Source organism: Arenimonas malthae CC-JY-1 (assembly GCF_000747075.1).
In the GTDB taxonomy this organism is placed as follows: Bacteria; Pseudomonadota; Gammaproteobacteria; order Xanthomonadales; family Xanthomonadaceae; genus Arenimonas; species Arenimonas malthae.
Genome location: NZ_AVCH01000154.1, coordinates 1 through 14,098, shown reverse-complemented (window position 1 = coordinate 14,098; position 14,098 = coordinate 1). Strand labels below are relative to the sequence as shown.

The 14,098-nt window shown below is 71.4% G+C and carries 15 protein-coding genes; 8 read left to right on the top strand and 7 right to left on the bottom strand.

All coding sequences use genetic code 11. From position 1 onward, the window contains the following. Window position 1 precedes the first annotated feature (1 nt). Window positions 2-496 carry a polyhydroxyalkanoate synthesis repressor PhaR gene (gene phaR / locus N790_RS07685; protein ID WP_084062768.1) on the bottom strand — a complete coding sequence of 165 codons (495 nt, stop codon included), beginning with the start codon at window positions 494-496 and terminating at the stop codon, window positions 2-4. Window positions 497-582: 86 nt separating this feature from the next. Continuing rightward, complete coding sequence (gene gluQRS / locus N790_RS07680) at window positions 583-1,476, bottom strand: tRNA glutamyl-Q(34) synthetase GluQRS (RefSeq protein ID WP_043802815.1); 894 nt, start codon at window positions 1,474-1,476, stop codon at window positions 583-585. An 83-nt stretch (window positions 1,477-1,559) separates the two neighbouring features. Between gluQRS and htpX the strand changes: the two genes are divergently transcribed. Then, window positions 1,560-2,447, top strand: coding sequence for a protease HtpX (htpX, locus tag N790_RS07675; protein ID WP_043802812.1), 888 nt, complete (start codon window positions 1,560-1,562; stop codon window positions 2,445-2,447). A gap of 67 nt (window positions 2,448-2,514) precedes the next feature. On the opposite strand, the gene N790_RS07670 is transcribed toward htpX, so the two are convergent. Both N790_RS07670 and epmB read right to left on the bottom strand, forming a co-directional pair. After that, window positions 2,515-4,590 carry an EAL domain-containing protein gene (locus tag N790_RS07670; RefSeq protein ID WP_043802810.1) on the bottom strand — a complete coding sequence of 692 codons (2,076 nt, stop codon included), beginning with the start codon at window positions 4,588-4,590 and terminating at the stop codon, window positions 2,515-2,517. An 88-nt stretch (window positions 4,591-4,678) separates the two neighbouring features. Further along, window positions 4,679-5,698, bottom strand: coding sequence for an EF-P beta-lysylation protein EpmB (gene epmB / locus N790_RS07665; protein WP_043802807.1), 1,020 nt, complete (start codon window positions 5,696-5,698; stop codon window positions 4,679-4,681). 97 nt (window positions 5,699-5,795) lie between these two features. Here epmB and efp point away from each other — a divergent pair, with 97 nt between their 5' ends. From efp to folE2, 6 genes are all read left to right on the top strand, one after another. Then, window positions 5,796-6,362, top strand: a complete 567-nt coding sequence (gene efp / locus N790_RS07660) for an elongation factor P (RefSeq protein ID WP_043802804.1) — start codon at window positions 5,796-5,798, stop codon at window positions 6,360-6,362. 4 nt (window positions 6,363-6,366) lie between these two features. Beyond that, a complete protein-coding gene (locus tag N790_RS07655) occupies window positions 6,367-7,713 on the top strand; it encodes a TRZ/ATZ family hydrolase (protein ID WP_043802801.1) in 1,347 nt (448 codons plus the stop codon). Then, window positions 7,710-8,417, top strand: a complete 708-nt coding sequence (ubiG, locus tag N790_RS07650; protein ID WP_043802799.1) for a bifunctional 2-polyprenyl-6-hydroxyphenol methylase/3-demethylubiquinol 3-O-methyltransferase UbiG — start codon at window positions 7,710-7,712, stop codon at window positions 8,415-8,417. Before N790_RS07655 ends, ubiG begins: the two co-directional genes overlap by 4 nt. Then, window positions 8,411-9,073, top strand: coding sequence for a phosphoglycolate phosphatase (gph, locus tag N790_RS07645; protein WP_425388028.1), 663 nt, complete (start codon window positions 8,411-8,413; stop codon window positions 9,071-9,073). Before ubiG ends, gph begins: the two co-directional genes overlap by 7 nt. Beyond that, complete coding sequence (locus N790_RS07640) at window positions 9,070-9,834, top strand: isoprenoid biosynthesis enzyme family protein (protein ID WP_043802794.1); 765 nt, start codon at window positions 9,070-9,072, stop codon at window positions 9,832-9,834. The genes gph and N790_RS07640 overlap by 4 nt, the downstream gene beginning before the upstream one ends. Before the next feature lie 102 nt (window positions 9,835-9,936). Beyond that, on the top strand, window positions 9,937-10,911 hold the full coding sequence (gene folE2 / locus N790_RS07635) for a GTP cyclohydrolase FolE2 (RefSeq protein WP_043802791.1): 975 nt from the start codon (window positions 9,937-9,939) through the stop codon (window positions 10,909-10,911). Between the two features lie 12 nt (window positions 10,912-10,923). On the opposite strand, the gene N790_RS15220 is transcribed toward folE2, so the two are convergent. The 3 genes from N790_RS15220 to yidD all read right to left on the bottom strand — a co-directional run bounded on the left by N790_RS15220 (window position 10,924) and on the right by yidD (window position 13,607). Further along, window positions 10,924-12,462 (bottom strand): peptidoglycan DD-metalloendopeptidase family protein, encoded by a 1,539-nt coding sequence (locus N790_RS15220; RefSeq protein WP_052385784.1) that lies wholly within the window; start codon window positions 12,460-12,462, stop codon window positions 10,924-10,926. 84 nt (window positions 12,463-12,546) lie between these two features. Then, window positions 12,547-13,374 carry a M23 family metallopeptidase gene (locus tag N790_RS07625; RefSeq protein WP_043802788.1) on the bottom strand — a complete coding sequence of 276 codons (828 nt, stop codon included), beginning with the start codon at window positions 13,372-13,374 and terminating at the stop codon, window positions 12,547-12,549. Continuing rightward, on the bottom strand, window positions 13,371-13,607 hold the full coding sequence (yidD, locus tag N790_RS07620; RefSeq protein WP_043802849.1) for a membrane protein insertion efficiency factor YidD: 237 nt from the start codon (window positions 13,605-13,607) through the stop codon (window positions 13,371-13,373). The genes N790_RS07625 and yidD overlap by 4 nt, the downstream gene beginning before the upstream one ends. A gap of 101 nt (window positions 13,608-13,708) precedes the next feature. Between yidD and N790_RS07615 the strand changes: the two genes are divergently transcribed. Next, the coding region (locus tag N790_RS07615) for a hypothetical protein (protein ID WP_211251969.1) at window positions 13,709-14,098 on the top strand (390 nt) is incomplete at its 3' end.

The following is a 14,098-nucleotide window of genomic DNA, read 5'->3' as shown; positions in this document are numbered from 1 at the left end:
GTCAGCGCGTGCGCGGCTTGGTGGCGGGGCGGGCCGGCTTGCGCGGCGGCGTATTGCCGGTGCCGCTGCCCAGGCCCTGCTGGAAGGAACGCCAGAGCTCGAGGTTGCGTTCGGCGAGCTGGTTGAGCAGCGACCACGGCGCCTGGCCCACCAGCTGGCCGATCTGGCCGCGCACGTTCTGCTGCTGCTCGAGGAAGAACTGCAGGCTGCGCTCGAGGAAGTTGCCCAGGTGGCCCTGCATGGAATCGCCGCGGAAGCGGATGACCTGGGTCAGCAGTTCCGTGGTGAAGATCGGCTGCCCGTGCTCCTCGTGCTCGGCGATGATCTGCATCAGCACGCTGCGGGTGATGTCGTTGCCGCTGCGGGCGTCGCGCACGACGAAATCTTCCTTGTCCACGATCAGCTGGCGCACGTCCTCCAGCGTCACGTAGCTGGAGATCTCGGTGTCGTACAGGCGACGGTTCGGGTACTTCTTGATGATGCGGACGTGCGACATGCAGGGCACCGGAAGTTCGCGACGGCAGGCGAGCTTTGGAGCATCCCGCATGGGGGCGCGCCATGCAAGCACGCCCTGCCGGGCCTTCACGGCTTCGTGACGGCTTCGGCGGAAAACGGCGCGGCATGGCGCGGGATGCGCGCCGGGTCGAAGGCGGGCAGGGCGCGCCCGAGCGCCTTCGCCGGCGGCAGCCCGCCTGGCCAGTGCGCGGTGTCCTGGCCCAGGAACGACCAGGCCGCGGCGAGCGCCGGGCCCGGGTCGGCGGCGTCCACCGGCAGCGCGGCCAGCGACTTGCCGAGCTTGCGGCCATGCGCGTCCAGCACCAGCGGCAGGTGCGCGTAGCCGGGCGTGGGCAGGCCGAGCCGCCGCTGCAGCAGGATCTGCCGCGGCGTGGAATCGAGCAGGTCGGCGCCGCGCACCACGTCGGTGATGCCTTGCGCGCCGTCGTCCACCACCACCGCCAGCTGGTAGGCCCAGAAGCCGTCGGCGCGGCGCAGCACCACGTCGCCGACCTCGCGCGCCAGCGCCTGTTCGAAGTGGCCCTGGATGCGGTCCTCGAAGCCCAGCACCTCGTCGGGCACGCGCAGCCGGATGGCGGGTTGGCGGTCGCCGCCGGTGCCGACGCAGGCGCGGTGGATGCCGCCCACGGCTTCCAGCTCGCTGCGGCTGCAGCGGCATTCGAAGGCCTCGCCGCGGGCCAGCAGGCCGGCGAGCGCGGCGGCGTAGAGCTCGCCGCGCTGGCTCTGGAACACGGGGGGCTGGTCGGCCACCAGGCCGAAGGCGGCCAGGGTTTCCAGCTGCCGGCGGGCGGCGCCGGGAACTTCACGCGGCGGGTCGATGTCTTCCACGCGGACCAGCCACTCGCCGCCGTGGTGGCGGGCGAACAGCCAGCTGCCCAGCGCGGCCACCAGCGACCCGAAGTGCAGCGGGCCGGTGGGCGAGGGGGCGAAACGACCGCGGTAGGGCGTGGCTGGGGCCATCACGACTTGAAATTAACCGTCACTGCGTACATTTAACCCCAGAACGGCGGACTTTCCGCCCCAGCCAAACGAACGGAACCCCCATGTTCAAGCGCGTCGCCCTCTTCCTCGCCACCAACCTGGCCGTGCTGGTGCTGCTCGGCCTGGTGATGAGCGTCCTGCAGAACGTCTTCGGCGTCACCCTCGGCAATAACGGCGCCCTGCTGCTGTTCGCCGCGGTGTTCGGCTTCGGCGGCGCCTTCATCTCGCTGGCCATTTCCAAGTGGATGGCCAAGCGCAGCACCGGCATGCACCTGATCGCCCAGCCGCGCAACGAAGGCGAGGCCTGGCTGCTGAACACCGTGCGCCGCCAGGCCGAGGCGGCCGGCATCGCCATGCCCGAGGTGGGCATCTACGACGCGCCGGAGATCAACGCCTTCGCCACCGGCCCCAGCCGCAACAACGCGCTGGTGGCGGTGTCCACCGGCCTGCTGCGCAGCATGTCGCGCGACGAGGCCGAGGCGGTGCTGGCGCACGAGGTCAGCCACGTCGCCAACGGCGACATGGTGACCATGGCGCTCATCCAGGGCGTGCTCAACACCTTCGTCATCTTCCTGGCGCGCGTGGTCGGCCGCGCGGTGGACGCCGCGCTCAGCGGCAACCGCGACGGTGGCACGGGCCCCTTCTACTTCCTGATCGTGCTGGTGCTCGACCTGGTGTTCGGCGTGCTGGCCTCGGTGGTGGCCATGTGGTTCAGCCGCTGGCGCGAGTTCCGCGCCGACGCGGGCGGCGCCCGCCTGGCCGGCCGCGACAAGATGATCGCCGCGCTGCAGCGCCTGGCCCAGACCTACGGCCAGAGCACGCTGCCCAACGAAGTGCGCGCCTTCGGCATCTCCGGCGCCGTGGGCTTCGGCCTCAAGAAGCTCTTCATGACCCATCCGCCGCTGGCGGAGCGCATCCAGGCCCTGCGCGACATGCCCGCTTCGATGTGAGGTAAAAAAAATGGCCCGGGGGCTTGCGCTTCCGGGCCATTGCTTTTCAGGCGATCCGAAGCCCGGATCAGCCGAAGTCGTAGTTCATCTGCGGGCCGGCGGCGGCCAGGAAGTTGCCTTCGACGAAGTCCACGCCCATGCCGAACAGCACGCTCATGGTGCCGGCGTCGGAGACGAACTCGGCCAGGGCCAGCTTGCCGGCCTCGTGGGCCTTCTCGACGATGCCGCGCACCTGCTTCTGCACGTCCGGGTTCTTGCCCAGTTCCATGATGAAGCTGCGGTCGATCTTGAGGATGGCCGGCTCGAAGTGGGTGAGCATCTGGAACGAGTTCAGGCCCGTGCCGAACTGCTCCAGCGCCACCCGGCAGCCCAGGGCCGAGACGGCCTTCTGGAACGACTGCAGCGCCTTGAGGTGGGTGAAGACCTTCGATTCCGGGATCTGCAGCACCAGCCGGTCGCCCGGCACGCCGTGCGCCTTGAGCTGCTCGGCGATGTGGGTCTCCAGGCCGCCCTCGACCAGCGAGGCCGGGGTGATCTTCACGAACAGGTTGGTGTGCTTGCCGGCCTTGGCGCGCTCGGCGATGACGCCGACGGCGTGGGCGACGACCCAGCGGTCGATGTCGTCGAGCAGGCCGTGCTCCTCGGCGATGGCCAGGTAGGTCACCGGCGGGATGATTTCGCCGCCCGGGCCCTTCATGCGCAGGTAGACGTCGTAGTTCTCTTCCTCGGCGCCGGTCAGGCTGATGATCGGCTGGTAGTGCAGCACGAACTGGTCGCTGGCCAGGGCTTCGCGGATGCGCGCCACCCAGGCCTGGATGCGCTCTTCCTCGGCGCGGTCGCGCGCGGCCGGGTCGAAGATCTCGATGCGGTTGCCGCCCATGCCCTCGCAGGAGGCCAGGCACTGGCTGGACTTGGCCATCACCTGGGTGACGGAGGCGATCTTCTCGCCGATCTGCACGCCGCCGACGCTGACGCTCAGGTTCACCGAGCGCTCGCCGATTTCCAGGATGTGGTCCTTGAAGGCCTCGCGCAGGCGCTCGGCCTGGGCCTGGCTCTGCTTGTGGTCGTGCGCCAGGCACAGCACCGCGAAGCCGTGGTCGCTCATGCGGGCGGCCACGGTGTCGGCGTCGAGCGCGCCCTGCAGGCGCAGCGCGAAGCCCTTGATCAGGTCGTCGGCGGCGGCCAGGCCGATCTCGGCCAGCAGGTTCTCGTAGTGGTCCGGTTCGACCAGCAGCAGCGCCTGGCGGTCCTTGCCCTCGGTGGCGCGCATGACCGCGGACTCGAGTTCGCCCATGAAGTACTGGCGGTTGTACATGCCGGTGAGCGGGTCGCGCTGGCGCAGCGTGTCGAGCTCCTTGACCATGTCGGCGTCCACCACCTGCTGGCGGAACACGATCTGCAGGCAGCTCTCGCCCTCGTAGGTGGCCTGGGTGAATTCCATCACCGCGTCGAAGGTGCTGCCGTCGGTGCGCTGGGCCTGGATCTCGAGCTGCTTGGGCGGGGCCTCGCCCTTGCCCAGCTTCTTGAGCAGCTGCTTGAAGCCGTCGGCGTGCTGGGGCGCGATCAGGTCGAGCACCGACAGGCCCTCGATCTCGTCGAAGCCCTCGAAGCCGAACATCTCGAGGTAGGCGTCGTTGGCGCGGATGTGCATGCCCTCGTGCACGTAGGCGATCGGGTCGCGCGAGGAGGCGATGAGCGCGTCGCAGCGGCGCTCGGTCTCGCGCAGCGAGGCCTCGAGGTGGCGCAGTCCGCGGCGGGCGGTGAGGGCGGAGAATTCGGAGCGCACCACCGCCTGCACGTGCTCGGCGCGGTGGCGGATGGCGACGTCGCGGGTGCCGGCGGCCAGGGCGGCCAGCGCGGTCTTTTCGTCGAGCGTGGTGACCGAGGCGATCACCGGGATGTCCTTGCCGGTGGCGTTGACGCGCTCGACCACGCTGGCCAGCGGCAGGTACTTCGCTTCGAACGCGGCCAGCACCATGTCGATGCTCTGGCTGGCCAGCAGCTGCACGAGTTCGTCCTCGGATTCCGGGCGCTGCGGGCGCACGGCCATGCCGCCGTTGCGAAGGTGGCTGATGAGTTGTTCAGCGTCCTCCAGGCGGTCTTCGACCAGGAGCAGGCGGATCACGGCGTCCTGCTGTGCCATCCGGGGGTCACTCCTTATGCATCAATGGCTTGCGCGGGGGGATTGAGACAATACCAGAATGTCCGCGGAGGCAACATCCTGGCCGGGCTCACAGCGGGGTTTTCGACGGCGCCCCGGCGACTTCCCGGACCAGCCGCGGCACCAGGTAACCCGGCAGGCGGGCGGCCAGCTCGCCGTGCAGGGCCCGGGCCTCGGCATCGGGCACCTCGAAGTGGGCCGCGCCGGCGACCCGGTCGAGCTGGTGCAGGTAGTAGGGCAGGGTGCCGGCCGCGAACAGGGCCTCGGACAGGTCGGCCAGCGCCGCCACCGAGTCGTTGACCCCCCGCAGCAGCACGGCCTGGTTGAGCAGGTGGGCCCCGGCGCCGCGCAGGCGGTCCAGGGCCGCGGCCACGGGGGCATCGATTTCATTGGCGTGGTTGGCGTGCACCACCACCACCACCTGCTGCGGCAGCGCCGACAGCCAGGCCAGCAGTTCCTCGTCCACCCGTTCGGGCAGCACGATGGGCAGGCGGGTGTGCAGGCGCAGGCGGCGCACGTGCGGCAGGCCGGCCAGGGCCCGGGTGAACTCAGCCAGCTTGGGCGTGGCCAGCGACAGCGGGTCGCCGCCCGAAAGCAGCACCTCGGACACGCCGGCGTCGCCGGCCAGGTAGTCCAGGGCCTCGCGCCACTGGCCGGCGGCGGCCGTCTGCTCGGCGTAGGGGTAGTGGCGGCGGAAACAGTAGCGGCAGTGCACGGCGCAGCTGCCGGTGGCCACCAGCAGCACGCGGCCGCGGTACTTGTGGATCACCCCGGTGCCGCCGCTGGCGGCGAGGTCGCCGACGGCATCCAGGCCGTAGCCGGGGGCCGGCTGGTCCTCGTCGTCGAGCGGCAGCACCTGGCGCAGCAGCGGGTCGTTCGGGTCGCCCGGGCGCATGCGGGCCACGAAGCCGCGCGGCACCCGCAGGGGGAACTGCGCGGCGGCGCTGGCCGACACCCGCGCGGCCAGGCCGGGCAGGCCCACCAGGGCCAGCAATTCGGCGGGATCGCGCACGGCGTCGCGCCAGAGCTGCTGCCAGCGGGCGGGCGCGGTGGGGGTCTGCTGCAGGGACAGGGCTGGGCCGGTTATCATGTCGGGCTTGGACGGGGCCCGCCTGGGCGCCCGGAAAGATCACCCATTGTAGCCGTCCCGCCCGCCGTGGCGGGCGACCCGACCCCAGGAGATACGCATGGCCAGCTATGGCATGAACGACGTCAAGAACGGCATGAAGATCATCGTCAACAACGAGCCGTGCGTGATCACCGACACCGAGTACGTGAAGCCGGGCAAGGGCCAGGCCTTCACCCGCGTGCGCTACCGCTTCATCAAGTCGGGCCGCACCGTCGAGCTGACCATGAAGGCCACCGACAGCCTCGAGGCCGCCGACGTCGTCGACACCGACATGAACTTCCTCTACTCCGACGGCGAGTACTGGCACTTCATGCAGCCCGAGACCTTCGAGCAGGTGCAGGCCGACGCCGCCGGCATCGGCGAAACCAAGAACTGGCTCAAGGGCGAGGAAGCCTGCGTGGTCACGCTCTGGAACGGCACCCCGATTGCGGTGCAGGCGCCGAACTTCGTCGAGCTCAAGATCGTCGAGACCGACCCCGGCCTGCGCGGCGACACCTCGGGCGGCGGCGGCAAGCCGGCCAAGCTCGAGACCGGCGCGGTGGTGCGCGTGCCGCTGTTCGTGAACCAGGACGAGATCATCAAGGTGGACACCCGCTCCGGCGAGTACGTCTCCCGGGTGAAGTGACCGGATGACCACGAGCGCCGCGCCGCAGGCCTGCGACCTCCTGATCGAAGCCGGCTGGGTCGTCCCGGTCGAGCCGCACGGCGTGGTGCTGGAAGACCACGCGGTCGCCATCGGCGGCGGGCGCATCCTGGCCGTGCTGCCGCGGGCCGAGGCGCGCGCCCGCTTCGCCGCCGCCGAGGTGGTGGGGCGGCCGGATTCGGTGCTCATCCCCGGCCTGGTCAACAGCCACTGCCACAACCCCATGACGCTGATGCGCGGCATGGCGGACGACCTGCCGCTGATGACCTGGCTGCAGGAACACATCTGGCCCGTCGAGGGCCAGGTGATCGGCCCGGAGTTCGTGGCCGACGGCATCGAGCTGGCCGTGGCCGAGATGCTGCGCGGCGGCACCACGGCCTGCGCCGAGAACTACTTCTTCCCCGACGTGCAGGCCAGCACCTACTCGCGCCTGGGTTTCCGCGCGCTCGTGGGCCTGCCGGTCATTGATTTCCCGACCGCCTGGGCCCGCACCCAGGACGAATACTTCGACAAGGCGCTGGAAGTGCACGACAACTGGCGCCGCGACCCGCTGGTGTCGTTGTGCTTCGTGCCGCACGCGCCCTACACCGTGAACGACGCCGGCTTCGAGCGCGTGCGCATGCTGGCCGACCAGCTCGACCTGGTCGTGCACTGCCACGTCCACGAAACCGCGCACGAGAACGCCGAGGCCATGAAGGCCCACGGCATGCGCCAGCTGGCGCGCCTGGACCGCCTGGGCCTGGTCAACGACCGCCTGATGGCCGTGCACATGACCGACCTCACCGACGCCGAGATCGCCCTGTGCGCGGCGCGCGGCGTGTCGGTGGTGCATTGCCCGGAATCGAACCTCAAGCTGGCCTCGGGCTTCTGCCCCACGGCGAAGCTGCAGCAGGCCGGCGTGAACCTGGCCATCGGCACCGACGGCTGCGCCAGCAACAACGACCTCGACATGTTCGGCGAAATGCGCACCGCGGCCCTGCTGGCCAAGGGCGTGTCCGGCGACGCCTCGGCGCTCGACGCCGCCAGCGCGCTGCGCGCCGCCACGCTGGGCAGCGCCCGCGCCATGGGCCTGGGCGAGCAGGTGGGCTCGATCGAGCCGGGCAAGCTGGCCGACCTGGTGTGCGTCGACCTTTCGCCGCTGGAAACCCAGCCGCTGCACCACGTGGTCTCGCAGCTGGTTTACGCCACTGGCCGCCACCAGGTGGCCGACGTGTGGGTGGCGGGCAAGGCGCGCGTCGCCGGCGGCCGCCTGCTCGACATAGACACCGACGCCATCCGCGCCAAGGCCCGCCGCTGGCGCGAACGCATCGCCGGCCTGAAGGGGGGCGCATGAACGCAACGCACGCCAACGCCAGCCAGGCCGAGCTCGACAAGTTCGGCGCGCTCGCCAGCCGCTGGTGGGACCCGCAGGGCCCGCAGCGCCCGCTGCACGAACTCAACCCGGCGCGCCTGGGCTACGTGCGCGACCGCGCCGCGCTGGCCGGCGCCCGCGTGCTGGACGTGGGCTGCGGCGGCGGCCTGCTGAGCGAAGCGCTGGCGGGCGAGGGCGCCCAGGTCACCGCGCTCGACCTCGCGCCCGAGCTCATCGACGTGGCCCGCCTGCACCTGCTCGAATCCGGCCGCAAGGTGGACTACCGCCTGCAGTCGGTGGAATCGCTGGCGCAGGAAATGCCCGGCGCGTTCGACGCCATAACCTGCATGGAAATGCTCGAGCATGTGCCCGACCCGGGCGCGGTGCTGCAGGCCTGCGCCACCCTGCTCAAGCCGGGCGGCAAGCTGTTCCTGTCCACGCTCAACCGCACGCCGGCGGCCTTCGCCGTCGCCATCGTCGGCGCCGAATACCTGGCGCGCCTGCTGCCCAAGGGCACGCACGACTACAAGCAGTTCATCCGCCCGTCCGAGCTGGCCGGCTGGCTGCGCGCGGCCGGCCTGCGGCTCGACGACGTCAGCGGCCTGGCCTACGACCCGCTGCGCCGCAAGGCCTGGGTCGGCGGCCCGACCGCGGTGAACTACCTCGCCTGCGCGGTGAAATCCTGATGGCGCAGCCGCCCGGCGCGGTGCTGTTCGACCTCGACGGCACCCTGGTGGACAGCGCGCCCGACCTGGCGCGCGCCGCGAACCGCGTGCTCGCCGACCACGGCCGCCCGCCGGTGGCCTACGAGCGCCTGCGCCAGGTCGTGTCCAAGGGCGGCCGGGCGATGCTGGCCGTGTCCTTCCCCGATTTTTCCGACGCCGAACGCGAGCCGCTGCTGCCGGTGTTCCTGCGCTACTACGGCGAGGCGCTGGCGGTGGACAGCCTGCTCTTCGACGGCGTGGACGAACTGCTGGCGGCGCTGGACGCGCGCGGCATCCGCTGGGGCATCGTCACCAACAAACCCGAGGGCCTGGCCCGCGGCGTGGTGGAAGGCTTCGGCTGGCGCCAGCGCTGCGCCGTGCTGGTGGGCGGCGACACCCTGCCCACCCGCAAGCCCGACCCGGCGCCGCTGTTCCACGCCTGCGACCGGCTCGGCATCGAGGCCGCGACCGCGCTGTACGTCGGCGACGACCTGCGCGACGTGCAGGCCGCCCGCGCCGCCGGCATGCCCTGCGTGGCCGCGCTCTGGGGCTACCGCGAGGACGGCGACGACCCGCACCGCTGGCAGGCCGACCACGTCGCCGCCCGCGCCACCGACGTGCTGGCCCTGCTGCCATGAGCGGCCACGACGAGGCCATCGCCCACTTCGTGGCCAAGTGGCACCGGCGCGAGCCGGAAATGGCCCAGGCCGAGGTGTTCTGCCCGGAACCCCAGCGCCCGCGCTTCCGCGCCTGGGGCGCGCTGGTGCATGAATTGCGCGAGGCCGGCTTCGAACTCAGCGACGTGCGCGTCTCGGCGGTGAAGAGCCAGTGGTGGGCCGAGGAACTGGCCAACCTGGCCGCCGGCCGCAGCCGCCACCCGGTGACGGCGCCGCTGCTGGGCGCTGAAGCGGACTGGCCGCGCCTGGGCCAGGCCCTGATGCGCCAGGTGGTGGACGAACAGCGCCCCGCCGACGTGGCCCAGGCCCTGCAGCAGGTGATGCCGCTGGCCGCGGCGCTGGCGGAGGCGGAGGCGGCGGTGTTCGCCACCCGCGCCGGCGAACACGACGCCCGCGCCCTGGCCGTGCACCTGCTGCTGCAGCGCCTTCCCGCCGGCCTGGCCGCCGACGACCAGGCCCTGCTGCCGATGAACCTGCTGGCCCGCCACGGCCTCACCGCGGCCCAGGTCGCGGCTGGGCAGGGCGAACCCCTGCTGCGCGACTGGGCCGCCGCGCTGGCCGCCGAACTGCCCGAAGCGCGCGCCCACGACAGCCTGTTCCGGCGCCTGCGCAGCGGCTTCGACCGCGCGCGCCTGGCCCGGCTGGCCAAGGGCCGCGGCTTCGACCCGCCCGGCCCGGTGGCCACGCTGCTGCGGGCCTGGCGGCTCGCCCGGCGGGCCTGAGACGCAACGTTGCGTCGCGCCGCGGCGGTTCGCCCGCCATGTTGACGTAACCTGCATCCCGCCCCATCTAGCTTGACGATCGAATCTTCCAGGAGAGCCGCCGTGGCCCCCAGCAACCTCGATAACACCGCCCGCGTGCTGCCCGACGTGGCCAAGGAAGCCCAGCCGGCCCATGCGGGCGTGCTGGACTGGGTGGGCATGGGCGAAATCGAGATGCCCGTGAGCCTGGCCGGCGACGACGGCCGCACCAGCACCGCCGGCGCGCGCGTCAACGCCTTCGTCAACCTCAAGCGCCCGGACGTGCGCGGCATCCACATGTCGCGCCTGTACCTCCATGTCGACAAGGCGCTGTCGAACGAGCCCGCCACCCCGGGCGCCGTCCGCCGCCTGCTCAAGGATTTCCTGGAATCGCACGCCGACCTGTCCGACCGCGCCATGGTCAGCCTGCGCTTCGAGCACCTGGTGCGCCGCCCGGCGCTGGCCAGCGACAACAGCGGCTGGAAGACCTACCCGGTGTCGATCACCGGCGTGATGGACCGCGGCCAGTTCGCGCTCGAGCTGGGCCTGACGGTGGCGTATTCCAGCACCTGCCCGTGTTCGGCGGCGCTGGCGCGCCAGCTGATCCAGGAGCAGTTCGCGAACGATTTCGCCGAGGGCGGCACGCTCGACCGCGAGGCCGTGCTGGCCTGGCTGGGCACCGAGCAGGGCATCCGCGCCACGCCGCACAGCCAGCGCAGCTACGCCGAAGTGAAGCTGCGGCTGGTGCCTTCGTTCCAGAACTTCCCGATCGTGGAAATCATCGACAGAATCGAGCAGGCGCTCAAGACGCCGGTGCAGACCGCGGTGAAGCGCGTGGACGAGCAGGCCTTCGCCCTGCTCAACGGCCAGAACCTGATGTTCTGCGAGGACGCCGCCCGCCGCATGCAGGCCGCGCTGGAGCGCGACGAGCGCATCAGCGACTTCTGGCTGCGCGCCTCGCACCACGAAAGCCTGCACCCGCACGACGCCGTGGCCGTGGCGACCAAGGGCGTGCCGGGCGGCTACACCGCGCTGCCCGACGGGCTGGCCTCGCGCTGACCGCGGCGAGGCTCAGTCGCAGCTGAGCCCGGTCGTGCGGCCCAGCCGCTCGAGCACCATCACCTTGCTGCCGTCGGCGCCGGCCAGTTCGGCCAGCGCGCGGTCGCAGTTCTCGAACGTGAGCGTCAGGCTGCCCCACACGGGCCGCTGGATGGCGGCCGCGTCGAACTGGTTGAAGCGCCCGCCGGTGGTGGCGCGCATTTCCAGCACCAGCGGCTGGCCGTAGTCGAAGGGCCCGGTGCGCTGGCCGAGCAGGAAGATGTTGCCGCCGTCGTCCTGGTGGCCATAGAAGAACACCAGCAGGGTTTCCCCGTTGATCCACAGCACCTCGATGCCCTGGCCGCTGGTGCTGGGCTCAAACCACGCGCCCATCAGGCCGCGGATGTCGTTGATCGCGTTCACCGCGCTGCCGACGCGGAAATGGTGGCGCTTCACCTTGCCGGCGAACTCGGCCTCGTAGGTCCACAGGCCCTGCGGGGCGTTGGCGGGCAGGGTGTTGTTCCAGTACCAGTAGGCGCCGTTGTAGTACGCGGGCGCGCCGGGATCCTCGGCCATGTCGAAGGTCCAGCTGGCGAACGGGCTGCCGTCCGGGCGCAGCACGCGGAAGCTGCTGAGCATGCCGCGGCCGATGTCGCGGTAGGCGGACAGGAAGCTGATCGGGTCGCCGGGCTGGAACACGTCCTTGAACTTCGGCTGGTCCACCGTGTTCGGGCAGTTCGGGTACACCGGCGCACCCGAATGGGTGCTGATGCGGTTGATGGCCGGGTCGCGGTAGGGCCGCTGCTGCGCCCAGGTCGAGCTGGAGGCGTTGCAGGCGCCCTGGTGCGGCTCCACGGTGGGCGCGTTGACGTTGTTGCTGGCGCGCACTTCGAAATGCAGGTGCGGGCCGGTGGAAATGCCCGAGCTGCCGACCTTGCCGAGCACCTGCCCGGCGGCGACCTGCGTGCCGATGGGCAAGGGGGTCACGCTGCCGCGCTTCATGTGCAGGTAGCGGGCGATGGTGCCGTCGGCGTGCAGGATGATCACGTAGTTGGCGGTGTCGGGCGCGTCCCAGTTGCAGGAGCGGTCGTTGTAGCCGTCCTGCTTCTCGATGAGCGTGCCGGGCGCGGCGGCGCGGATGTCCACCGGCGCGGTGTCCATCAGGTGCCAGGGGAAGGGCCAGATGAAGTAGTCGGTGCCGCGGTGGTTGTAGCCGGCGCTGGTGTCGTAGGTGCGGGTGCCGCAGGTGTAGTCGCGGATCTGGTTGGGCCAGGCCAGGTTGAGGTCGACGAAGCCGGAGATGCCGTGCCAATCCACGCCGGGGCCAGGCACCGGGCCCAGCGGCCAGGCCAGGCCGCCGACTTTCGGCGCCACGCCGTCGGGCAGGCGGCCCTCGGCGCGCAGGCGTTCGATGTTGGCGGCGACCTTCTCCACCATGCGCCGGTCCTGCGCCTCGGACACCTGGTCCATCGCGGCGTCCGCCGGCATGGCATGGCCGCCATCGGGCGGCACCGCGTGGGCGGGGAGGGAGAGGAGGGCGGCGCATGCCGCGAGCAGGACGGGCTGGCGCATGGAAACCTCGCGGATCGCCGGGGCGTGTGCCCCGGCCCGATAGTGGCAGATGCCCCGCCGGCCACCAAGGCCGGAGGTCATGGCTCAGCGGTTGCCGGCGGGGTCGAGCAGGGCCTGCGGGTCCACCCGCACGCCGAACCAGTTCATGCCCCAGTGCATGTGCGGCCCGGTGGCGCGGCCGGTGGCGCCGACCCGGCCGATCACCTGGCCCTGGTCCACGCGTTCGCCGACTTTCACGTCGATGCGGCTCAGGTGCAGGAAGTTCGAGCTCACGCCGTGGCCGTGGTCGATCAGCACGGTGCCGCCGGTGAGGTAGAGGTCGGGTTTGGCGAAGGTGACCACGCCCGGCGCGGGCGCGCGCAGTGGCGTGCCGGAAGGCGCGGCCACGTCGAGGCCGGAATGCGGCGAGCGCGGTTCGCCGTTGTAGATGCGCTGGCTGCCGTAGACGCCGCTGACGCGCCCGGTGACCGGCCAGCGGAAACCGGCGGCGAAGTCGCTGCGGGCGTCGTCGCGTTCGCGCGCGGCCGAGACCTCGGCCTGCTCGCGGGCGATGCGCGCGGCGATCTCCGGCGAAGGCGTCACGGTGGACTGGGGCACGCCGTCGACGCGCTCGATCTTCCATTGCCGCGGCTGCACCGGCGCCTCGATGGTTTCCATGCGGCCGTCGGCGTGCAGCACGGTCAGGCGCACGGGCCCGGTTTCATCGCGGCCCACGCCGAAGACGAAGCGGCCCTGTGCGTCCACCCGCAGGCTGCGTTCGCCGTAGGCCACCTGGCTGCCGGGCGTGGTGAGGCCGAGCACCAGGTCGCCCTGGGACACGCGTTCGGGCAACTGCGTGGCGGCGCGCGCCGGGCAGGCCACGGCCAGCAGCAGCCAGGCGGCCAGCAGGCCCGGGGCCAGGCGTCGGCTCATGGCTTGTCCTCGCCGGGCCAGGTCTCGGGAACGGGATCCACGCCGCCGGGGTTGAGCGGATGGCAGCGGCCGATGCGCTTGGCGCCCAGCCAGCCGCCGCGCAGCACGCCGAAACGCTCCACGGCTTCCATGGTGTAGGTGGAGCAGCTGGGATAGAAGCGGCAGCGCTGGCCCAGCAGGGGGCTGATGGCCAGCTTGTAGCCGCGCAGCAGCAGGATGACGGGCTTTTTCACGGATTGCGCCGGCGGGGCGGCCGGCATAAGGTTGCTGCTCGTGGAGGACTAGGCTATAACACGCCGCCTTCGAGCCTCAAGGAAAGAGAGGAATCGCCCTAGTGGCCGCCAAGAAAACCACCAAGAAGGCCGCCAAACCGGCCGCCAAGAAGCCCGTCAAGGTCGCCAAGCCGGTGAAGAAGCCGGTTGCGAAGGCCAAGCCGGCCGCCAAGCCCGCCAAGAAGGCCGCCAAGAAGGTGGTCAAGCCCGTGGCCAAGAAGGCCGCCAAGCCCGTCGCCAAGGCCAAGCCGGCCGCCAAGCCGGCTGCCAAGCCGGTGAAGAAGGCCGTGGCCAAGGCCAAGCCGGCCGCTAAGCCGGTCGCCAAGGCCAAGCCCGCACCCAAGCCCGCCGCCAAGGCCGCGCCGAAGCCGGCGCCGAAGCCCGCCGCCAAGGCCGCCCCGAAGCCCGCGGCCAAGCCCGCGCCTGCCCCGGTGGCTGCCAAGGCCAAGCCG